Origin of the sequence: Pseudoxanthomonas sp. UC19_8, assembly GCF_042700505.1 — a bacterium.
In the GTDB taxonomy this organism is placed as follows: Bacteria; Pseudomonadota; Gammaproteobacteria; order Xanthomonadales; family Xanthomonadaceae; genus Pseudoxanthomonas_A; species Pseudoxanthomonas_A winnipegensis.
Window position 1 is genome coordinate 3,045,582 of record NZ_CP170559.1, and the last position, 22,125, is coordinate 3,067,706.

The window sequence follows — 22,125 nt, forward strand, 5'->3', positions numbered from 1 at the left end:
CTGCACTCTATGGATCGTTCGATGCGATGGACAGGGGCAAGGCGCTAGTTGCCGGTCGGCGCGCCGGCGCCCTGCTCGCGCAGCTGGCGGCGGCGGGCTTCGATGCGTTCGCGGATGGCCTGCATCTGCTGTTCGGGGGTGACCGGCGTTTCGGCCGGCGCCTGCTGGGCCGGGCTGCCGGCCGCGGCATTGGCGCTGGCGCCGGCCTGGGCGGCGTTGCGGGTCTGGTTCTGCGCCTGCGTGGGCGCTGTCGGCGGCGGTGGCACCGGCGAGCTGCGTGGCGCCTGCCCGGCCTGCATGCCGGCCGGCGGCGGCCGGCCGCCGGAGGACAGCGCCGTCGGCGGCTGCCCGCCCTGGCCGTCGAACACGCGCAGGGCCAGCGTGCGCTGGCCTTCGGGGCCGTCGAACACCGCCTGCCGCGGCGCCAGCTCGGTCAGGTGCCAGGCCGGCGCCTCGGCCGGCGCCTCGCCCACCCGGACTCGCACCGCCGAGGCCGGGCCGCCGTCGCCGGGCTTCTGCAGGATCGCCAGCCGCACCGTCGGGGTGATCAGCACGCTGGTCAGCACGTAGTCGAAGCTGGTCTTGGCGGCCGCCTCGCCCTGCCCCTCGAGGAAGAAGGGATGCGTCTGCCGGTCCGGCGCGAACACCGGGCGCTGACCGATGGCCGCGTACTGGTCGGCCGGCCCCAGGCGCTCGGGCGCCTGCGGCGGCAGCGCGGGCAGGCGCTGCACCAGCGCCGGATCGTCGGCCAGCGGCGCGATCGCCCGGCCCATTCCGGCCAGCGCCAGCACCCAGGCCAGCAGCGCCCAGCCGGCGATCACCAGCAGCAGCCAGGTGCGCGCACCCAGGGTGTCACTGCGCACGCACACCTCCCGCCACAGGCGCCGCGGCTTGCGCGGCCGGCTTGAGGTAGCCGTACAGGTCGAAGCTGACGTTGAGCCCGGCGTTCTGGTCCTCCGTGCCGGGCGCGCGCAGGTTGAAGGTCTGCGCCAGGATGTTGAGGTTGTCCACGAACAGGCGTGGGCTGCCCGATTCCAGCGCGTGCAGCACCGCGGCGGTCTGGTCCACGCCGCAGCGCAGGGTGACCTGGACGGTGACCCGGGTGAAGCGCTCGGTGCCCTGCTGCGGGACCGGCGAGCGGTTGGTGATCGCGCAGCTGCGGTTACCCGGGCTGGCCTGGGCCACGACCGTCTCCAGGCGCTGGGTCAGCGCGGCGGTGGCCAGCTCGGCGGTGGGTTCGGCCAGGAAGCCGGGGCGGTTGCCCAGCGCGGCCTGCGCGGCGGCGAGCTGGCGGGCGACCAGCGGGCGCTGGGCCAGCTGGGTGCGCACGCGCAGCTCGCGCTCGCGCGCCGCGTCGATGCGCGCATCGAGCGCGCGCATCGGCACGGTCCACCACGGATGCACCAGCACCAGATAGGCCAGCGCCAGCGCGGCCAACAGCAGCCCCAGGGCCAGCCAGCGGTCCTGGCGTTCACTCCTGGCGCACATTGGGCCTCCTGGCGGCGGACGATGGCGGCGTGGCGCCGGCCAGCTGGGCGGTCATGCTGAAGCGGTCCAGCCGCGTGCGGCGGTCCTGCTGCAGGGCGCCGGTCAGCGCCGGCGAGGTCCACAGCGCCGAGCCTTCCAGCTGCTTGACCAGGCCCGGCGCCTCCGAGCTCAGGCCGATCAGCAGCAGCCGGTCGCCCTCGATGGAGACCTTCTCCAGGTAGGTGTTGTCGGGCAGGCGGCGGGTGAGCTCGTCGAGGATCTCGATGGTGGTCGGGCGCGCGGCGCGCTGGCGCTGCAGGAAGCCGGCGCCTTCGACCAGGTCCACCAGCTGCTGGCGCTGCGCGGCCACGCCGCGCGCCTGCGCGGCGCTGCGTTCGACCTGGGCGGTGAAGTCGTCGGCGGCGGCCTGGCGGTTGGCCAGCACCTGCCAGCCGGCCAGGACGACGAACACCACCGCGGCCAGCGCGGCGATCAGGTTCCAGCGTCGCGCCGGGCTGGCCCGGCGCACGCGCAGCGCCGGCGGCAGCAGGTTCACGCCCAGCGGCTGGCCGGCCTCGTCGGCCACGTCCAGGCCGGCCAGGCCGGTGGCGACCGAGCCCAGCTCCTCCAGCGCGCGGTCCACGGCCTGGCGACGCACCACCACCAGCTCGGCCTCGATCTGGCCGTCGCCGCGGCGGGCGACGATGCGCGCGTCGTAGTACACCGATTCGGCGGTGAACGGGGTCTGCCGGTCGATCTCGAAACCCACCACCTCGCGCAGCCGCTCGGCCGCCGCGGCCGGCAGCAGCAGCGGCCGGCGCAGCACGCGCACGGCCGGCAGCAGGCCCCAGCGCGGCAGCCCGGCCACGCGCGGATGGAGCACGGCATCCAGTTCGGCCGAGGACAGCGGCAGGGGCAGCTCAGCCAGCGCCTCCGACCCGTCCAGCCCGGCGCGCAGCAGCTGCGCCTGGCCATCGCGCGGGACCAGCAGCAGGCGCTCGGCGGCCAGGCCGAACAGGCGACGCCAGCGCGGCGGCAGCCAGCTGGCCAGCGCATCGCGCCACCAGGTGAGGAAGCCGCTGGCGGCGCCGACGGAGCGACCCAGGGCCGGCAGCACCGGGGTGGCTGCGCGTGGTGTCGTCATCGGGGTTCCCAACCTTCCTCCCAGCGCAGCGTGGTGTACACGGCCCCTGGCGTAGGGCCACCGCCCGTGCGCAGCACCGCCCGCAGGACCGCCTGGCGGCCATCGGGGAGCTGTGCACGACTCTCGATACTATACGTGCCGGTGCCGCGCCCGACCTGCGGCGCGCCCACCTGCTGCGCCGCCTCGCGCTGCTGCTGGATCAGGCCCGGATCCAGCCCCAGTGCGGTCAGCACCGGGCCCTGGGCATAGGTCGGGTCGGGCTGGGCGCGGCCGTAGAGGGTCAGGTAGGGCTTGATCCGCGCATAGACCTCGGGCGTCCAGCCCAGCACCTGCTCGACCTCGGCCACGGTCTCGAACGGCGCGTCCTTGGCGCCGTAGGGCAGGCCGGCCTCGGCGTAGTCCCCGTCCTCGGCGCCGCCGACCGGCTGGCGCAGCGAATCGGCATCGCGCCAGTCCACCACCGCGCCGGCCAACTGCTGGGCGCGGGCCTGCTCGACGCCGGTGGCGACGAGCACGCTGGCCAGGGTCTGGGCGTCGACCTGGTTGAGATCGACCTTGCCGCTCTCGTCGGTGATGCGCACCAGCACCTGGCTGCCGGCGTAGCGCCAGCGGTAGGGCCGCCCATCCGGAATCCAGCGGCTGCGCGGGTCCTGGTCGTCCACGCGCTGCATGGCGTACTCCAGGCCGGCACGGGCGACTTCGCGGGCCACGCTGCCCTCCGCCGTGACGCGCCCCTGCAGCGCCTCCACCCGCGCGGCGAGGGCGAAGGCGCCGATCAGCGCGGTCAGCAGCGCGATCAGCCACACCACCAGCAGCAGGGCCACGCCGCGCTGGGCGGCAGGCGAACGCGGCGGACGGACGCGGCTCACGGCGTGACCTCGTGGGTGCTGCCGCTGCCCTGGGCCAAGGTGACGACCATGTCCGGCCAGCGCGGTCCGTCGGCCGGCACGATCTCGATGGACACCTGCACCGGCAGCGCCTCGACCTGGGTCCAGCCGTCCTGCCACGGGCCCAGCCCGCCGTTGTCCGGCAGCAGGCCGCGGTAGCGGAAGCGCACCGACTTGAGCCGGTCGGCCAGCAGCTCCGGCGGGCGCGGCGTGCCCGGCTCGTCGATGGTCTGGCCGGCCTGGACCATCTTCAGGTCGACCTGCAGGCGGCTGCCGTCTTCGGTGGCGGACACGTCGTGCAGGTATGGCCCACCGCGCCCCAGATAGTCGGGCAGGTCGGCGACGAAGCGCATGCGCGTGCCGGTGCCGGCGAAGCGGTAGGCCAGGCCGCGCTCGGGATCGCGCGCGAAGGCGATGGCCTGGGCCGAGGCCAGGTGGCTGCGCAGGAAGCCCTGCACCGCGCGGATGCGCTCGTTGCGCGCCGCGGTGGCCTCGCCGCGATGGACCAGGCCGGTGGCCGCGCGCAGCGTGGCGAAGCCCACCGCCAGGCCAGCGGCCAGCAGCAGCGTGGCCAGCAGGATCTCCAGCAGGGTGAAGCCGGCGGCGCGGCGCGGCGCGGCCGGGGCGCGGAGCGTGCGCCTCATGTGCCCGGCGTGCCTTGCGCCGCGGCCAGGCGCAGGCTGCGCCATTGCAGCGCCTCGTTTTCGCCCTCGCCCCAGCGCACGGTCAGGCGCACTTCGAGCAGGCGCGTGGCGGCCGGGTCGATCAGGCCGTCGGCGGGCCGGCCCGGATCGCTCCAGGGCGCGACCTCCAGGCGCCAGTGATAGCGGCCATCGTCCAGCGCGCCGTCCTGTTCGCCCGGCTGCAGCGGCGCGCCCGCGCCGACCTGGGCCAGCAGGCTCTGCGCATGCAGCGCCGCGCGCCCGGCCAGGTTGGCGCGCTGGATCTGCCGCGAGGCGCCGGTCAGTGCGCCCAGCAGCAGGGTCAAGGCCAGCGCCAGCAGGCCGAAGGCGACCACCACCTCGATCAGCGTGAAGCCGCGCTGGCGCCTCATGGCGCGCCTCCTGCCTGTCCATCCACGCGCACCTCGCCGGTCAGCCAGGCCACGCTGAGCCGGCGCGTGGCCTGGCCTGCGACCAGTTCGAGCTGGCCGCCGGTGGAGGCGCCATCGGGATAGAACACGATCGCGCCCTGCCCCGGCTGCGCGGCGGCCTGGCGCGCGCCGTAGAAGCGCACGCCCAGCTGTTCAGGCAGGCGGCCTTCGCGCTTGCCCGGCGCGCTGTAGCGATGCGCGGCCGGATCGATGGTGAAGCGCTGCGGCTGGCCGGTGGCGATGGCCTGGGCGCGGGTGAAGCGCAGCTGCGCGGCCACCTCACGCGTCGCCCCGCGCAGGCGCAGGCCCTGCAGGCCGCCGCTCATGGCCACGGCGGTCAGCGTGCCGATCAGGGCGATCAGCGCGATCACCACCAGCACTTCGATCAGCGTGAAGCCCGCCGGCCGGCGCCGGACGCGGCCCTTGCCGGGGCGGGCGCGGCCGCGCATGGACCGCTCAGGGCGAGTAGGCGATATCGGCGTTGACGCTGTCGCCGCCGGGCTGGCCATCCTTGCCCAGGCTGACCAGGTCGAACGGGCCCTGCTGGCCCGGCACCGAATACTGGTAGGGGTGGTTCCAGGGATCCTTCAGCTCGCTCTCCTTGGCGTACGGCCCCAGCCAGCCGGCGGTGCCGGCCGGCGCGGCCACCAGATCCGACAGTGAGCCCGGCAGGTGGCCGGTGTCCATCTCGAACTGCTGCACCTTCTCGGCCACGGTCTGCACCTGCGCCCTGGCCAGGTTGACCTTGGCCCGGTCGGCGTTGCCCAGGATGCGACTGGCGGCGAAGGCGACGATGCCGCCGATCAGGATCACCACCACGATGATTTCCATCAGGGTGAAGCCGGCCTGGGCGCTGCGGGCGGGCGGAGGCGTCAGGGAGCGTGCGTTGCGCATGAGAGGTCTTCCATTCCGTATTGCGAAGTCGGGGAAAGCAGCGTGCGGGTCAGTTGATCGCACCGGCCAGATCGTACAGCGGCACCAGCACGGCGATGATGACCGCGCCCACCACCGCGGCCAGCACCAGGGTCACCGCCGGCACCAGCGCGGCCAGCATGCGGTCCAGCGCCTGCGCCGTCTGTGCCTCGAAGGTATCGGCGGTCTTGAGCAGCATCGCGTCCAGCGCGCCGGACTCCTCGCCCACCTGCATCATCTGCAGCGCAAGGCGCGGGAAGCGCTTGCCCGCGCCCAGCGCGGTGGACAGCGCGCGGCCGTTCTTGACCGCATTGGCGGCGCCTTCCACATCGGCGGCCAGCGCGCGGTTGCCCAACACGTTGCGCGCGATGCCCAGCGCGCCCAGCAGCGGCACGCCGTTGCGCAGCAGCGTGCCCAGCGTGCGCGCCAGGCGCGCGGTTTCCAGCCGCGCGATCAGCGGGCCGATCAGCTTGCGCTGCAGGATCCAGCCATCGAAGCGATCGCGGAAGGCGGTATCGCGCCGCTTGCGGTCGATCCACAGCAGCGCCAGCGCCGGCAGCACGATGAAGGCCAGCCACCAGCCTGCGACGAACTGCCCCACCGCCAGCACGATGCGGGTGAACCACGGCAGGGTGACGTCCAGGCTCTCGTACATCTGCGAGAACTGCGGCACCACATAGCCCAGCAGGAACAGCATCGCCAGCCCGACCACCACCATCAGGATGGCCGGATAGATCAGCGCATTGATCACCCGGCCCTTGAGCGCGCGACTGCGCTCCAGGTAATCGGCCAGGCGCTGCAGCGTGTCGTGCAGCGTGCCGCCGGCCTCGCCGGCGCGCACCATGTTGATGTACAGGCGCGAGAACGTGCCGTGCTGGCGCTCCAGCGCGGTGGACAGCGGCGCACCGCCGCGCACCGCCTCGCGGATGTCGGCCACGGTGTGGCGCGCCTTGTCCTCGTCCGGCAGCTCCAGCAGGATCGTCAGCGCCCGGTCCAGCGGCTGCCCGGCGCTCAGCAACGTCGCCAGCTGCTGGGTGAACAGCACCAGCCGCTGTCCGCTGAAGGCATTGGGCTGCAGCAGCAGCTTGAACGACCCCAGCCCGCCGCCCTCGGACGCCAGCCGCGCCTCCATCGGCAGATGGCCCTGCTCCTGCAGCCGCGCCACCACCTCGGCCTCGCTGGCCGCCTCCATCTGCGCCTCCAGCACCTCGCCGCGCGCGTTGAGCGCCTTGTAGCGATACAGGGGCATCAGGCAAAGCTCGGAAAGACGCAATCGTCAGCCGTCATTCCCGCGAACGCGGGAATGATGGAAGCGCCGCCATGGTCCGGAAGCACCCGCGCGGCCTCACGCATCCTCGGTCACCCGCAGGACTTCCTCGATGGTGGTCATGCCGGCCAGGGCCTTGGCGATGCCGTCCTCGTACATGCTGCGCATGCCGGCGTTGCGGGCCAGGGTCTCCAGTTCGCCCATGCCGGCGTGGCGCATCACCGCCGCGCGCAGGGCGTCGTCCATCACCAGGAACTCGGTGATGGTGGTGCGGCCCAGGTAGCCGGTCCGGGCGATGGCCGAAGCGCGCGGGCGGTACAGCAAGATCTCGCCATCAGGTTGGTAGCGGCGCAGGTTGAAGCGGGCGATCTCCTCGGGCGTGGCCGGATACGCTTCGGCATGCTGCGGCTCGAGCCGGCGCACCAGGCGCTGGGCCAGGATGCCGTTGACCGTGGAGGTCAGCAGGTAGTCCTCCACGCCCATGTCGAGCATGCGGGTGATGCCGCCGGCGGCGTTGTTGGTATGCAGCGTGGACAGCACCAGGTGACCGGTGAGCGCGGACTGGATGGCGATGCGCGCGGTTTCCAGGTCGCGCATTTCGCCGATCATGATGATGTCCGGGTCCTGGCGCACGATGCTGCGCAGCGCGCTGGCGAAGTCCAGGCCGATCTGCGGCTTGGCCTGGATCTGGTTGATGCCTTCGATCTGGTACTCGACCGGGTCCTCGACCGTGATGATCTTGACGTCTTCGGTGTTGAGCTGGCTCAGCGCGGTGTACAGCGTGGTGGTCTTGCCCGAACCGGTCGGGCCGGTCACCAGCAGGATGCCGTGCGGCTGCTGCAGCACGCGCAGGAACTGCGGCAGGAAGTCCTCGGTGAAGCCCAGCCGCTGGAAGTCGAACACCACCGTCTCGCGGTCCAGCAGGCGCATCACCACGCTCTCGCCGTGCGCGGTCGGCACGGTGGACACGCGCAGATCCAGCTCCTTGCCCTGCACGCGCAGCTGGATGCGCCCGTCCTGCGGCAGACGCCGCTCGGCGATGTTGAGCCGGGCCATGATCTTGATGCGGCTGATCACCGCGGCGGTGAGGTTGGCCGGCGGGCTCTCGCCCTCCTCCAGCACGCCATCGACGCGGTAGCGCACCTTCAGGCGGTTCTCGAACGGCTCGATGTGGATGTCCGAGGCGCGCAGTTCGACCGCGCGCTGGATCACCAGGTTGACCAGGCGGATCACCGGCGCCTCGGAGGCCAGGTCGCGCAGGTGTTCGACATCGTCCAGCTCGCCGCTGGCCTCGCCGTCGGCGGTCTCGACGATGGCGCCCATCGCGCTGCGGCCCTGGCCGTGCCAGCGCTCGATGGTGTCGTCGATCTCCGAACGCAGCCCGACCACCGCACGCACCGGTCCGCCGATGGCCATCTGCACCGCATCCACGGCATAGGGATCGCACGGGTCGGCGACCCACAGCGCCAGCGCGCCGTCGGCCTCGCCCAGCGGGCAGACGTGGAACTGCTTGAGGAAGCGCAGCGACAGCGCCACGTCCTCGGGCAGTTCGGGCGGGACGTCCGGCAGCTGCTTGGCCGACAGCAGCGTCAGGCCCAGCACCTCGGCGCTGGTCTCGGCATGGTCGCGCTCGGACACCAGGCCCAGGCGCAGCAGCAGGGCCAGCACGTGGCCGCCGGTCTCCTCCTGCAGGCGCCGCGCGCGACCCAGGTCGGCCTCCTTCAGCTTGCCCTTGGACAGCAGGGCCGCGACCACGCGTTCGTCGGCCGAGGGGGACAGGCGGGGTTCCAGAGCGGTGACGGGGACAGCGTTCACGTACGACCCTTGCGCAGCGTAGGGGCGCAACTCTAACAGCGGCCCGCGACGCGGCGGCAGGGGCGCGGCGCACCGCGCCTGCGCAGGCGACGCCGCGCCGGGGCCGGGCCCGGCGCGGTGCCCGGCCTTACTGCCGCGCCGACAGCGTGGCGCCCGCATAGGCGCCGGTGCCCACCACCTTGAGGTAGTACGTGCCGGCCTTGGGCGCGGTGAAGCGCACGGTCTCGTTGTTGCCGGCGCGGGTGGACTTGGCGTCGAAGTCGCTGCTGGTCGGCGCCTTGTCGAAGCTGGCGTACAGCGACAGGTTGCCAGTTCCCCCCAAGGTGATGAACGACAGCGTCTTGCCGGCCACGGCCTCGAAGCTGTACAGCGTCTCGCTGCCGGCGGTGCCCGAGACGGTGACGCCGACCTTGTTGGTCAGCGGCGTGGCCTGCGGGCCGCAGGTCTCGGTCTGCGGATCGCACGGCGTGGCGATGGCTTCCTTCACCGCGGCGGCGGCATCGACGATGCCCGCGCCGATGGGCCGGTTGGCGACCGGGGCCACCGCCGGCGCATGGGCGGTGCGCTGCAGCAGATCGACCACCTCCGTGGGCGTGAGCAGCGGCAGGCCCGCGTCCAGACGCGCGCCCTGCACCAGCGCCACCACGCCGCTGACGTGCGGGGCGGCCTGCGAGGTGCCGGCGTAGCCGCCGTAGTCGCTGTCGTTGCCCACCGGCGTGGTGGTGCCCGAGTTCAGCGCCTGCCAGACGAAGCCGTCATTGGTCGGCGTGCCGGAGGTGCCGTCGTTGGGATACACGCCGCCGCCGGGCGCGGCGATCTCCACGCTGGTGCCGTAGTTGGAGTAGTAGGCGCGGCGGCTGGTGATGCCGGTGGAAGCCACGGTGATCACACCCGGGCAGCTGGCCGGCGAATAGCCCGCCGCATCGGCGTTGCTGTTACCGGCCGAGACCACCACCGTGGCGCCCAGCGCGTTGGCCTGGGCCACGGCCTGGCCGGTGACATCGCTGGCCGTGCACACGCCGCTGCCGCCCAGGCTCAGATTGATGACCTGGGCCGGATGGGTGTTGGCCGGCACGCCGTCCACGCTGCCGCCGGCGGCCCAGATGATCGCGTCGGCGATGTCGCTGTCGTAACCGCCGCAGTGGCCCAGCACGCGCACCGGCAGGATCTTCGCGTTGTAGGCCACACCGGCCATGCCGGCGGCGTTGTTGGTGAGCTCGGCGCCGGCGGTGCCGGCCACGTGGGTGCCGTGCCAGGTGCTGTCCTCGGGCGGGTTGTCGGCGTTGGTGCACGCGCTCAGCCATGGCTCCTCGGTGGTCCAGTCGCCGGTGTCCCAGCCGCCGGGCGCGCGACCGTCGGCGTCGCGGCCGGAGATCAGCTTGTCGGTGATGAAGTCGTAGCCGTCGCCGGCCAGTTCGGTGTTCAGGTCGACGTGGCGGGTGATGCCGGTGTCGAGCACGGCGATGACGATGCCGTTGCCGTCGGCCAGGTCCCAGGCGTTGTTGACGTTGGCGCCGCCGTTGTTGGCGTTGCCGCCCTGGGTGGCGGTGCCGTCGGGCGCCTTCAGATGCCACTGGTACTTGGCGTAGTAGGTGTCGCTGGGGGTGAAGGTGGCCGGCTCGGCCGCGGCCGGGGCGCGGATGTCGCGCACCGGGCGACGCAGCAGGTCCGGCTGCACGCGCAGCACGGCCGGGTCCGCGGCGAGCTGGCGCATGAAGGCCTCGGCCTCGACGCGGTCGAGCTTGCGCGAGGTCTTGACCAGTTCGGCACCGGTGGCGAGCCGGCGCAGATGGCTGGCAGTGGCGATGCGGCCCGGCGCGCTCAGGCCGGCGCGCGACAGCGCGGTGGTGGCGCGCGCGGCGGCGCCGGTCGCGCTGGACGCGGTGGCGGTGCTGCCGTCGCGGTAGGTGATGATGAAGCGGCCGATCTTCTGCTCGCTCTCCGCGCCCGCCGTGGGCAGGCGCGTGGTCTGCGTCGGCGTGGCCGCGTGGCTGGCCGTGCTGGCGGCGAGCGCGAGCACGAGGGCCGGAAGGAGGATGCCGCGAGGTGTGCTGGTCATTGCTGGTCGTCCCTTTGCGCAAGTGAAAGTGTCAGCCCGGCGCCTGGCGGGCCGGGTTCGATGACGCATGTGCGCCGCGTCGGGCTGGGCCGGGCGGCGTTCCATCCCTGCACGGGCCGCCGCGAGGGCGACGGCCCGTGGTGTTGCCTCACCAGCCGAAGCCGGCGCCCACGCCCACCGAGCGTTCGTCGCCGCTGAAGGCGCCGCCGACGGTGATCGTGGCCCGCTCGCTGAGCGCGCGCTGGTAGCCCACCGACAGCGCGTTCTCGCCGCCCTGGAAGCCCACGCCGACGCCGACGCGGTTCTCGGTGTGGATGCCGGCGGCGCTGGTGGCCATGTTGAGCATCGCCGCGTTCATCGCGCCCTGGCGGTCGATGCGGCGGTCCTGCTCGGCGAAGCGGCGGTCCACGCCCTGCTTGTAGCCGTCCAGGTCCTGGTTCCACGCGTTGAACTTGGCGTCGGTGTAGCTGTTGGCGCTGCTCAGCGTCTGCGTGGCGGTGTTGTCGGTATAGGCCTTGGCGGTGGCCACCGACTGCGCGTCGCCGGCCTGCACCTGGCCGACGTTGGCCGCATCGTTGGCTTGCGTGCCGGCGGCCACGTTGGTGACCTGGCGCTGGTTGCCGGCACTGCCCACCGAGACCGTGTTGGCGCGATCGTTGGTCGACCCCTGGCCCAGGGCGACGGCGTTCTGCGCGCTCACGCTGCTGCCTTGCCCCACGGCCGTGCCGCTGGCCGCGGTGACCGAGGTGCCTTCGCCCACCGCGACCGCGTTGGTCGCCTCGGCGGCGATGGTGGCATTGGCGCCGACCGCGGTGCTGCCGTCGGCGTTGACCCGCGCGTTGCTGCCGATGGCCGTGTCGCCGGGGCCGGCGGCATAGGCGGCGCCGCCGATCGCGGTGCCGCTGTCGGCGTTGGCCTGGGCCGCGTCGCCAAGCGTGGTGGAGGCCGGCGTGACCGCCGTGGCGGTCGTGGCGGCGGCGGTGGCGGTGGAGGTAACGGGCGTGGAGCGCTCGCTCGCGGCGGTGCGCAGCGTCTCGGTGGACGCTTCTTCCGCTTCCGGTTCGACGCTGGCCGGGGCGGCGGCGCTGAGCGTCCTGCGTGCGGAGGTGGCGACCTTGCTGGCGCTGGCGGTGCCGCCGCGCGCGTCGAGCTCGGTCACCTTCGAATCCAGCGCGGCCAGCGCATCGCCCACGCTGTTGTAGCCATCGCCCTGGACGATGAAGGTCGGCGTGGTCAGCCCGCCGAGCGGGCCGACCGAGGCGCCGCCACCGAGGTAACGTGCATAGGCCTGCAGCGACTGGTAGAGCTGACCACCGGTGACCGCCTCGGTGCTGCCCTCGGCCAGCAGGCCCTGGCTGAGGTTGACGATGCGGCGCGTGGCCGGGCCGCCGCGGCCGTTGCCGCTGCCCAGCGAGACGGTGTCGGCCTCGTAGGTGCGCGAGCCCGCGCCCAGCGCCACCGAGTTGGCGCCGGTCGCACCCGCATTGGCACCCAGCGCCACGCCGTTGCTCGCGCTCTGCCGCACGAAGGCGTTGTAGCCCACGGTCACGCCATTGGCGCCCAGCGTGCTGGACTGCAGGCCGACCGAAGTGGCGTTGACCGCACTGGCCTTGCTCGCCGCGCCCACCGCGATGGCACCGGCACCGCTGGCCGCACTGCCCGCGCCCAGCGCCACGCTGCGATTGCCGGCGGCGTTCGCCCCCGAACCAGCCGCGGTAGCATCGCTGCCGCCGGCGCTGGCCAGGCCCTTGCCGGAGAACTGGAAGCCCGCGCTGGTGCCTTCGGCCGAGGCCGCCACCGCATCGAGCTGCGACTTGTTCACCGCATCGGTGTCCTGCGTGCCGGCGGCGACGTTGGTGATCTGGCGCTCGGCACCCGCATCGCCGACCGAGACCGTGTTGTTGCGCGTGGCCTTGGAATTGGCGCCCAGCGCCACGCTGTTGTCGCCGAACGCGGTGGCGTAGTAACCGATCGCGGTGCTCGCCTCGCCGCTGGCCCAGGTCTCGGCGCCCAGCGCGGTGGACAGGGCGGAGGGCGCATAGGCGAAGTAACCCACCGCCGTGCTCTCCAGCCCGTCGGCCCCGCTGAGCACGCCGCTGGCCAGGCTGTAATCGCCAGCGGCGATCGCGCCGGCGCCGAAGGCGCTGGCCGATTCACCGCTGGCCTGCGTCGAAACGAACGCGCCCAGCCCCGGAACCAGATCGACCACGCCGCCGACCGCGGTCGAACTGGTGCCCACCGCCGCACTCGAGGTGCCCACCGCGGTGGTGTAGTCGCCGATCGCATTGGCCACCGCGCCCACCGCCGTGGCCTGCGCGCCGGCCGCATAGGCGCCCACGCCGGTGGCGGTGGCGGCGAAGCCGGAGGCATCGGCGCTGGCGCCCAGCGCGGTGCCGCCCACGCTGGCACTGGTCGCGCCGGTGCTGACCGGCGCGCCCTCGACGGTGATCAGCGGATCGCCGTTCTCGTCCACCGCCACGCCGCCCACGGCCACGCTCGCAGGTCCGGTGGCCTGCGCGTTGTTGCCGAAGGCCGCCGCGTTCTGACCCGCGGCCACGGCGTTGAAGCCCACCGCCGTGGCGTTCTGCGCGCTGGCGTTGGCGCCCGAGCCGAACGCCGAGGCACCGTTGCCGATCGCATTGCTCGCCTCGCCCGCGGCCACGGCGTTGTCGCCTTCCACGTACGCACCGGCATCGCTGTCGGCACTGCCGCTGGCCTGGAAGTACTTGCTGGTGGTCTGCGCGGTGGCGGCGACCTGGTCCAGCTGCGCCTTGTTCACCGCGTCGGTGTCCTCGGTGCCGGCGGCGACGTTGGTGATCTGGCGTTCGGCACCGGCATCGCCGACCGAGACGCTGTTGTCGCGCGCGGCCACCGCACCGGCGCCCAGCGCCACGGCGTTGTTGCCGCTGGCCTCGCTACCGGCACCGAGCGCGATGGCGCTCTCGTTGTCGGCCAGCGCATTGGTGCCGATGGCGATGCTGTTGATCGTGTTGCCCAGCGCCTGGTAGCCCAGGCCGATGCTGTAGTCGCCATAGCCGAACGCGCCGCGGCCGATCGCGGTGGCACTGGCGCCCGGGGCCCAGCTGTTGAAACCGATCGAGGTCGCGCCGCTGCCGCTGGCCCAGGCGCCGGTGCCGAAGGCCGAGGTGTTGAGCCCGGTCGCCCACGCGCCCTGGCCGAAGGCCGAGGCGCCTTCGGCCGTGGCCCAGGCATAGGCGCCGACCGCGGTGGCGTAATCCTGGCTGGCCCAGGCGCTGTCGCCGAAGGCCACCGCATAGCCGCCGACCGCGCGTGCCTTGTAGCCGCCGGCCGTGCTGTGTTCGCCCAGCGCCTGCGCGCCGTAGCCGAACGCCGAGGACACCGTGCCGGTGGCCTGCGCGCCGGCGCCGACGGCGGTGGCGTCCTGGGTGGCGTTGGCGCCGACCAGCACCGGCTTGCCGTCCGCATCCTCGATGGGGCTGTTGTACTGATCGAAGGCCTGGCCCATGCCGCCGACCGCGACACTGCCCTCGCCCACCGCAGCGCTGTTGTGGCCGATGGCCGTGGCCTGGTTGCCCGCCGCGCCGGCGCCCGCGCCGTAGGCCGATGCGCCGGTGCCCAGCGCGTTGGCGGCCTCGCCCGCGGCGACCGCGTCATCGCCCTCCACATAGGCGCCGGCATCGCTGTCGCCGCTGCCGCTGGCCTGGAAGTACCTGCGCGTGGTGTTGGCGGTCGTGGCCACCTCGTCCAGCTGCGCCTTGTTGACCGCGTCGGTATCCTCGGTCCCGGCGGCGACGTTGGTGAGCTGGCGCTCGGCGCCGGCATCGCCGACCGACACCGTGTTGGCGCGCGAGGCCACCGAATCGGCGCCCAGCGCGACGCTGTTCTCCGCCTCGGCGAAGGCATTGACACCGATCGCCGCACTGCTGGTGCCGTCGGCATAGCTGTTATGCCCCAGCGCCGTGCTGTATTCGCCGGTGGCCCAGGCGCCGTTGCCGAACGCGGCGCTGCCGGTGCCGCTGGCGCGCGTGCCGATCAGGCCGAAGAAGGTGCTGCCGCCGACGGCGGTCGCCTCCTCGCCCAGCGCCTGGCTGCTCTCGCCCACCGCGGTGGAACTGCCGCCCTGCGCCGCGGCGCCGGCACCCAGCGCGGTCGCGTTGACGCCCACCGCCTCGCTGCCATAGCCGAAGGCCGAGCCGAAGTCCCCGGCCGCGCTGGCGAAGCCGCCGTTGGCCGTGGCGGCCAGCCCGGCCGCGCTGCTGCTGAAGCCGCTCGCCGTGGCCTGCAGGCCCGCCGCCGTGGCGGCGGCGCCGGTAGCGGTGCTGAACGCGCCGCTGGCCTGCGCACCGGCGCCCAGCGCGCTGGCGCCCACCGCGCTGGCGCTGGTGGTCTGGTCCAGCAGCACCTCGCCGGTGTCCGGATCGGCATAGGTCAGCGTGCCGCCCACCGCGGTCGCCGAGTCGGCGCTGGCGGTGGCATTGAAGCCGCTGGCGGTGGCGTTGACGCCGGCCGCCGTGGCACCGCCGCCAAGCGCCGAGGCGCCGTTGCCGATGGCGTTGGCGGCCTCGCCCGCGGCCACGGCGTTGTCGCCTTCCACGTAGGCACCGGCATCGCTGTCGGCGCTGCCGCTGGCCTGGAAATACGTGCTGGTGGTGTTGGCGGTCGTGGCGACTTCATCCAGCTGCGCCTTGTTGACCGCATCGGTGGCTTCGGTGCCGGCGGCCACGTTGACGATCTGGCGCTCGGCGCCGGCATCGCCGACCGACACGCTGTTCTCGCGCTGCGCCACCGAGCGCGCGCCCAGCGCCACGCTGTTGGCCGCGGCACCGTGCGCGCCGAAGCCCAGCGCGGTGCTGTCGCTGGCCTGCGCCCACGCGCCCGCGCCCAGCGCACTGGCGCCTTGCGCATCGGCCGAGCTCAGATAGCCCAGCGCGGTGCCGTAATCGCCATTGGCCCAGGCGCCGTTACCGAAGGCCGCGCCGCCCTCGCCCAGCGCCCGGGTCTGGTAGGTGCCGCCCAGCGCCGAGCCGCCGACCGCGGTGCTTTCCTCGCCGCCGGCGATGGAGAACTCACCCAGCGCCGTGGCGCTGGTGCCGGTGGCCTGCGCGGCCAGGCCCAGGCTGGTGGCATAGTCGCCGCTGGCCAGGGATTCGGCGCCGTGCGCGGTCGCCCCGGCGCCGCTGGCGGTGGACAAAAAACCGCCAGCGGTCGATTCGATGCCGCTGGCCACACTCTCCGCGCCATGCGCGGTGGCGCCGTCGGCGGTGGCGGCGCTGTAGTAACCGCTGGCCGTGGATTCCACGCCGGACGCCTCGCTCAGCGCACCGTGCGCCACGCCGCCATCGCCGCTGGCCAGCGCCGCCGCGCCGCTGGCGGTGGACTGCGCGCCACTGGCCTCGCTCTGGAAGCCCACCGCCGTGGACGCATCGCCCGAGGCATCGGCGCCGCAGCCGATCGCGATGCCGTTCCCGCCGCCGGCGCGCGCCGTGCGCGTGGCCGCATCGGCGCAGTCGGCCGTCTGCGGCGAGATCGCGGTGCTGGCCTTGCCGGAGGCAACACCACCGCCCACCGATTGCGCCAGCGCGCTGTGCGCGGCGAACACCACCACCGCGGCGAGCGCGGCCCGCACCATGCGCGCCCCCTTGCCCTTGCCGTGGCGCGAGGCCAGTTCCGAGGCCACCACGACCTGCCCGCGTCGGGCATCCCACAGCTTGCAGAAGATGCGATTCATGCGTTCCTTTCCTTGGCGTTGTGTTGTTGCGGGCAAGAGACCCCCGTCGGCGCGCGAATCGCTTCGCGCACACGGTCACAGCAGTCGGATGTCTCTCTCTCGTTGAACGGCGACGGTCCACCTTGCGGGGGATTTAATGGCGGACCGAACGCATGGACTCGCGTCATGCGTCTGGATCGATAGTCCGCGAGTCAATTTCTTGACGTCAAGTGCCGTTCATGCATTGCAACGCCATGCGAAGACGCGGCAAAACAAGCCATTTCAACGACTTCATGCCGAGATGGCCTGCGCAAATTGCGAGAACGAATATCGCGTAAAGGAACAGAGGTCACATAACGCACAACGCCCATCGCAAGCGATGGGCGTCGATGTGTGCGGCGCAATGTCGCGCGGGTCGAAGACCCGGCGCTAACCGCACCACACCCGCGCATTGCGGAACATGCGCAGCCACGGCGAGTCGTCGGACCAGCCGACCGGCGACCAGCTCAGGTTGACCGTGCGCGGCGTGCGTTCCGGATGCGGCATCAGGATGGTGGCGCGGCCGTCGCTGGTGGTGAGGCCCGTAATGCCCTCGGGCGAACCGTTGGGATTGGTCGGGTAGCGCGTGGCCACCTGGCCATCGCCATCGACATAGCGCAGCGACACGCGCGCGGCGGCCAGGTCCACCGCCGAATCGAACTCGGCGCGGCCCTCGCCATGGGCCACGGCCACCGGAATGCGTGAGCCGGCCATGCCGCGGAAGAACACCGACGGCGATTCCACCACCTCCAGCAGCGCGGTGCGCGCCTCGAACTGCTCGCTGCGGTTGCGCAGGAAGCGCGGCCAGTGCTCGGCGCCGGGAATGATGTCCTTGAGCTGGCTCAGCATCTGGCAGCCGTTGCACACGCCCAGCGAGAAGGTCGCCTCGCGCGCGAAGAACGCGGCGAACTGCGCGCGCAATGCCGGACGTTCCAGGATCGAGGTCGCCCAGCCGCGGCCCGCGCCGAGCACATCGCCATAGCTGAAGCCGCCGCACGCGGCCAGGCCGGTGAAGCGCTCCAGCGTCACGCGGCCCTCGATCAGATCGCTCATGTGCACGTCGAAGGCGTCGAAGCCGGCACGTTCGAAGGCGTTGGCCATCTCGATCTGGCCGTTGACGCCCTGCTCGCGCAGGATCGCGACCTTCGGCCGCGCCCCGGTGGCGATGAACGGCGCGGCCACGTCCTCGGCCGGATCGAACACCAGCTTGGGCTTCAGGCCCGGCTCGGCGAAGGTGCGCGCGGTGTGGCGCTCCTCGTCGGCGCTCTCGGGGTTGTCGCGCAGGCGCTGCATGGCGTGGGTCACCGACCACCACGCGTCGAACAGCTCCTCCCAGCGCCACTCGGCCAGCGGCTGGCCGGCCTGGGTGACGCGCACGCTCGGCGCGGTGGTGGGCTTGGCGATGCGCTGCGCGCATTCGGTCAGCGCATGGCGCTCGACCAGGTCGGCGAAGGCGGCGCGGTCTTCGGCGGCGATCTGCACGATGGCGCCGAGTTCCTCGTTGAACAGCGCGCGAAAGGCGTCCTCGCCCCAGGCATCCAGCGCGATGTCCACGCCCAGACGCGCGGCGAAGGCCATCTCGCACAGCGCGGCGAAGGCACCGCCGTCGCTGCGGTCGTGATAGGCCAGCAGCAGCCCGGCCGCGCGCGCCTCGCGCACCATCTCGAAGAAATTGCGCAGCAGCTCGGGGTTGTCCAGGTCCGGCACGTCGCCGCCGAAGGCCGGCAGCGCCTCGTCGCCGGCGAACACCTGCGCCAGCACCGAACCGCCCAGGCGCTGCTTGCCGCCGCCCAGCCCGATCAGCCACAGCTCGGTGTCCGGCTCGCGCGACAGCAGCGGGGTGAGCTGCATGCGCGCGTCGTCGACCGGCGCGAAGGCGGAGATGACCAGGGAGACGGGCGAAACGCTCTTTAGCGTTTCGGGAATGGGGAATGGGGAATGGGGAATGGGCGAGGCAGAAGCGTCGGCAACCGCGGCGACCGCCGCTTCCCGATTCCCGACTCCCGATTCCCCATTCCCAGCCGTCCAAACCGCCTGCATCGACAGCGAGTCCTTGCCCACCGGGATGCTCAGGCCCAGCTGCGGACACAGCTCCATGCCGACCGCGCGCACGGCGTCGAACAGCAGCGCGTCCTCGCCGGCGTGGTTGGCCGCGGCCATCCAGTTGGCCGACAGCTTGACGTGTTCCAGCGCCGGCACCGGCGCGGCGCACAGGTTGGTGATGGCCTCGCCCACAGCCATGCGCGCCGAGGCGGCGGCATCCAGCAGCGCCAGAGGGGCGCGTTCGCCGATGGACATCGCCTCACCGGCGAAGGTGTCGAACCCGGCCAGCGTGATCGCGCAGTCGGCCAGCGGCAGCTGCCAGGGGCCGATCATCTGATCGCGCGCGGTCAGCCCGCCGACGCTGCGGTCGCCGATGGTTACCAGGAAGCTCTTGGACGCCACCGACGGATGCGCCAGCACGCGCAGCCCCGCCTCGCGCAGCTCCAGCCCCTCGGTCTTCAGCTCGGGCCAGCGCGCCGGCGCCGGATGCGCCGTCTCGCGATGCATCTTCGGCGCCTTGCCGAAGAGCACGTCCATCGGCAGATCGATGGGGTGCTGGGAATGGGGAATGGAGAATGGAGAATGGGGAACAGCGGGCTCTGCGGGCTTTTCACCATTCCCGATTCCCGATTCCCCATTCCCACCGCCGAGGACGCCATATCCCACCACCAGCCGCTCCTCGGCGGTCGCCACACCAACCGCGGCAAACGGACAACGCTCGCGCTCGCAGATCGCGGCGAACTCGGCCAGGCGGGCCTGCGGCACGCCCAGCACGTAGCGCTCCTGCGATTCGTTGCACCACAGCTCCAGCGGCGAGAGCGAGGGATCGTCGCTGGGCACCTTGTCCAGGTCGATGATGCCGCCCACGCCCGAGTCGTGCAGCAGTTCGGGGATGGCGTTGGACAGGCCGCCGGCGCCGACGTCGTGGAACCAGCGGATCGGATTGTCCGCCCCCAGCGCCACGCAGCGGTCGATCACTTCCTGGCAGCGGCGCTCCATCTCCGGGTTGTCGCGCTGCACGCTGGCGAAATCCAGGTCCTCGGCGCTGTCGCCGGAGGCGACCGAACTGGCCGCGCCGCCGCCCAGCCCGATCAGCATCGCCGGGCCGCCCAGCACGATCACCGCATCGCCCGGCTGCAGGGTCTTCTTCTCGACCTGGCAGCGGTCGATCGCGCCCAGGCCGCCGGCCAGCATGATCGGCTTGTCGTAGGCGCGGGTCAGGCCCGCGCCTTCGGGCAGCTCGAAGCTGCGGAAGTAGCCCAGCAGGTTGGGCCGGCCGAATTCGTTGTTGAACGCCGCCCCGCCCAGCGGGCCGTCGAGCATGATCTCCAGCGCCGGCGCCATGCGCGGGTTGAGCGCGCGCGGGGCCTCCCACGGCTGCGGCAGCGTGGGGATGCGCAGGTGCGAGACGCTGAAGCCGGTCAGGCCGGCCTTGGGCTTGCCGCCGCGCCCGGTGGCGCCCTCGTCGCGGATCTCGCCGCCGGCACCGGTCGAGGCGCCGGGGAACGGCGCGATCGCGGTCGGGTGGTTGTGGGTCTCGACCTTGATCTGGAAGGCGCTGGGCAGCACCGCCTCGCTGCGGTACTGGCCGCTGGCCGGATCGGGCCGGTAGCGCGCCGCCGGCAGGCCCTCGACCACCGCGGCGTTGTCGCTGTAGGCCGACAGCGTGTACTGCGGGGTCCGCTGGTGGGTGTGCTTGATCATCTTGAACAGCGAGCGCTCCTGGGCGCGGCCGTCGATGGTCCAGCTGGCGTTGAAGATCTTGTGCCGGCAGTGCTCGGAATTGGCCTGCGCGAACATCATCAGCTCGACATCGGACGGGTCGCGCCCCAGCGCCGCGTAGCGCGCGCGCAGGTAGTCGATCTCGTCCTGGGCCAGGGCCAGGCCGAGGCGCGCGTTGGCCGCTTCCAGCGCGTCCAGCGGCACCCGCGCCAGCGCGCCGCGCGGCGGCGCCTCGAACAGCGCACCGGCCTGCTCGACGCCGGCCAGCAGCGACTGGGTCATCGGGTCGTGCAGCAGCTTGTCCAGCGCCGCGCGGGCGGCCGCATCGTCCGGCCAACCGGCCAGGTCCACGCGCGTGCCGCGCTCGACCCGGTGCACGGCGATGCCGGCGCCGCGCAGCAGTTCGGTGGCCTTGCTCGACCAGGGCGAGCGCGTGCCCAGGCGCGGCACGACCAGGCGGCTGGTGGCCCCGTCCTCCTGCGCGGCCGGCGTGTCGCCGGCCTGCAGGATGCGGCGCAGCGCCTCCAGGTCCGGCGCGGTGCCCGGCTGCGGATCGATGAAGTAGACCTGCCAGGTGCCCAGGAGGCGGACCTGGGGGGCGACGGACTGCAGGCGGGATTCGAGCCGCGCGCGGCGGAACTGCGACAAGGCCGGCTGGCCTTCGAGGACGATCATGTCCGGGAACCGTGGGAGCCGTGGAGCGGGGCCGCCCATTGTACCGGCGGCGGGCGCCGTCATGGCGGCGCAGGGCTTTCCCGGCAGAACCTCATCGCCGCCGTGGCGCCCCCCGCCTGTAGAGCGGAGCTTGCTCCGCTGGGGCTTTCCCATGATCCGGCCGAAAAGCAGCGGAGTCCCCAAGAGGGGATTGCCACAAGCTCCGCTCTACAGGCAGGCCGCTGCTGGATTCGAGGAGGCCGTTGCTCCCACGCCTTTACGGCATGCCGGCGCTCTTGGCCTTGGCGGCGTCGGCGGCCGCCAGCTTGTCCAGCGCCGCGCGCATCTCGGCCGGCGGCAGATAGCCGCCGATCTGGTTGCCGTCCGGGGCGAACACGGCCGGGGTGCCGTTGACCCCCAGGCGCTGGCCGACGTTGTATTCCATGTTCACCGGGTTGTTGCAGTCGCGCGCGGTGACCTGGCCGCTGGCCTTGGCCTCGGTCAGGGCCTTGCGGCGATCGGCCGCGCACCAGACCGAGATCATGTCCTTGTGGTCCTGGCTGCCCAGACCCATGCGCGGCCAGGCCGGGTATTCCACCGCGATGCCCTGCTTGTTGTAGTCGGCGATCTGGCTGTGCAGCTTGCGGCAGTAGCCGCACTCGATGTCGGTGAACACGCTGACGGTGTACTTGGGATTGGCCGGCGCGAACACGATGCGGTCGGCCTGCTTGACCGACTTGAGCAGGTTCTGGCGGTACTGGGCCAGCGCGTCGCTGCCCTGCATCAGGTCCTTGCGCTGGGCCACGTCGATCACGTTGCCCTGGACCAGGTACTTGCCGTCGTCGCTGATGTAGACCAGCTGGCCGGCGGCGATCACCTCGCGGAAGCCCGGCAGGGGCGCCTTGCCGATGTAGTCCACGTCGACCTGGGGATTGAGCTGCTTGAGCGCGGCGCGGACCCGGGCTTCGACCGGGTCGTTGCCGGCCGGCGCGGCCGCAGCGGTGGCGGCGGCGGGCTTGGCGGTATCGGCGGCGGACTGCGGCGACTTGGCGCAGGCGGTCAGGCTCAGGCCGGTCAGCAGGACGAGGGGGACAAGACGGCGCATCGTGGGACTTCCTGGTTCGGGGCCGGCGGCCGCGGGCGGCGCTCGGCGCGGGGCCCCGCCAGGCGGGGCATCGGACTGGATTCTCGCACAGGCCGGCTGAAGGGCTTGGCCAGCGGCGCTCCGCCCCAGGAGCGGCATGCCCGCTGTGCTCGGTGGGGAGCCGGCATGCCGGCGAGGGGCTTTCCCGGGAAGGCCGCATCTCCGCCATTGGCCGAAAAGACCGAAGGGC

At 72.7% G+C, this 22,125-nt stretch carries 14 protein-coding genes; all 14 read right to left on the reverse strand.

Translation table 11 applies throughout. The features are described 5' to 3' along the window. Positions 1-44 precede the first annotated feature (44 nt). Entirely contained in the window at positions 45-863 is an 819-nt protein-coding gene (locus ACFJIT_RS13460) for a hypothetical protein (protein ID WP_379653881.1), read from the reverse strand. Next, entirely contained in the window at positions 853-1,488 is a 636-nt protein-coding gene (gene gspM, locus ACFJIT_RS13465; protein WP_379653882.1) for a type II secretion system protein GspM, read from the reverse strand. The genes ACFJIT_RS13460 and gspM overlap by 11 nt, the downstream gene beginning before the upstream one ends. Further along, on the reverse strand, positions 1,472-2,611 hold the full coding sequence (locus ACFJIT_RS13470; protein WP_379653883.1) for a PilN domain-containing protein: 1,140 nt from the start codon (positions 2,609-2,611) through the stop codon (positions 1,472-1,474). The genes gspM and ACFJIT_RS13470 overlap by 17 nt, the downstream gene beginning before the upstream one ends. Further along, the gene (locus ACFJIT_RS13475) at positions 2,608-3,480 is read right to left on the reverse strand and encodes a general secretion pathway protein GspK (protein WP_130515362.1); all 873 of its coding nucleotides are present in this window, start codon (positions 3,478-3,480) and stop codon (positions 2,608-2,610) included. The genes ACFJIT_RS13470 and ACFJIT_RS13475 overlap by 4 nt, the downstream gene beginning before the upstream one ends. Further along, positions 3,477-4,142, reverse strand: a complete 666-nt coding sequence (locus tag ACFJIT_RS13480; RefSeq protein ID WP_130530661.1) for a general secretion pathway protein GspJ — start codon at positions 4,140-4,142, stop codon at positions 3,477-3,479. Before ACFJIT_RS13480 ends, ACFJIT_RS13475 begins: the two co-directional genes overlap by 4 nt. Beyond that, the gene (locus ACFJIT_RS13485) at positions 4,139-4,552 is read right to left on the reverse strand and encodes a prepilin-type N-terminal cleavage/methylation domain-containing protein (protein ID WP_379653884.1); all 414 of its coding nucleotides are present in this window, start codon (positions 4,550-4,552) and stop codon (positions 4,139-4,141) included. Before ACFJIT_RS13485 ends, ACFJIT_RS13480 begins: the two co-directional genes overlap by 4 nt. Then, positions 4,549-5,040 carry a GspH/FimT family pseudopilin gene (locus ACFJIT_RS13490; RefSeq protein WP_165402926.1) on the reverse strand — a complete coding sequence of 164 codons (492 nt, stop codon included), beginning with the start codon at positions 5,038-5,040 and terminating at the stop codon, positions 4,549-4,551. The genes ACFJIT_RS13485 and ACFJIT_RS13490 overlap by 4 nt, the downstream gene beginning before the upstream one ends. 7 nt (positions 5,041-5,047) lie before the next feature. After that, a complete protein-coding gene (gene gspG / locus ACFJIT_RS13495; protein ID WP_130523135.1) occupies positions 5,048-5,485 on the reverse strand; it encodes a type II secretion system major pseudopilin GspG in 438 nt (145 codons plus the stop codon). A gap of 49 nt (positions 5,486-5,534) precedes the next feature. After that, positions 5,535-6,752 (reverse strand): type II secretion system F family protein, encoded by a 1,218-nt coding sequence (locus ACFJIT_RS13500; RefSeq protein WP_379653885.1) that lies wholly within the window; start codon positions 6,750-6,752, stop codon positions 5,535-5,537. Positions 6,753-6,848: 96 nt separating this feature from the next. Continuing rightward, a complete protein-coding gene (gene gspE, locus ACFJIT_RS13505) occupies positions 6,849-8,585 on the reverse strand; it encodes a type II secretion system ATPase GspE (RefSeq protein ID WP_379653886.1) in 1,737 nt (578 codons plus the stop codon). Positions 8,586-8,712: 127 nt separating this feature from the next. Beyond that, the gene (locus tag ACFJIT_RS13510) at positions 8,713-10,644 is read right to left on the reverse strand and encodes a S8 family peptidase (protein WP_379653887.1); all 1,932 of its coding nucleotides are present in this window, start codon (positions 10,642-10,644) and stop codon (positions 8,713-8,715) included. A gap of 148 nt (positions 10,645-10,792) precedes the next feature. Next, positions 10,793-16,354 carry an ESPR-type extended signal peptide-containing protein gene (locus tag ACFJIT_RS13515; RefSeq protein ID WP_379653888.1) on the reverse strand — a complete coding sequence of 1,854 codons (5,562 nt, stop codon included), beginning with the start codon at positions 16,352-16,354 and terminating at the stop codon, positions 10,793-10,795. A gap of 408 nt (positions 16,355-16,762) precedes the next feature. After that, positions 16,763-20,812 carry a phosphoribosylformylglycinamidine synthase gene (purL, locus tag ACFJIT_RS13520; protein WP_379653889.1) on the reverse strand — a complete coding sequence of 1,350 codons (4,050 nt, stop codon included), beginning with the start codon at positions 20,810-20,812 and terminating at the stop codon, positions 16,763-16,765. Between the two features lie 256 nt (positions 20,813-21,068). Continuing rightward, positions 21,069-21,896 carry a thioredoxin fold domain-containing protein gene (locus tag ACFJIT_RS13525; protein WP_379653890.1) on the reverse strand — a complete coding sequence of 276 codons (828 nt, stop codon included), beginning with the start codon at positions 21,894-21,896 and terminating at the stop codon, positions 21,069-21,071. Positions 21,897-22,125 lie beyond the last annotated feature (229 nt).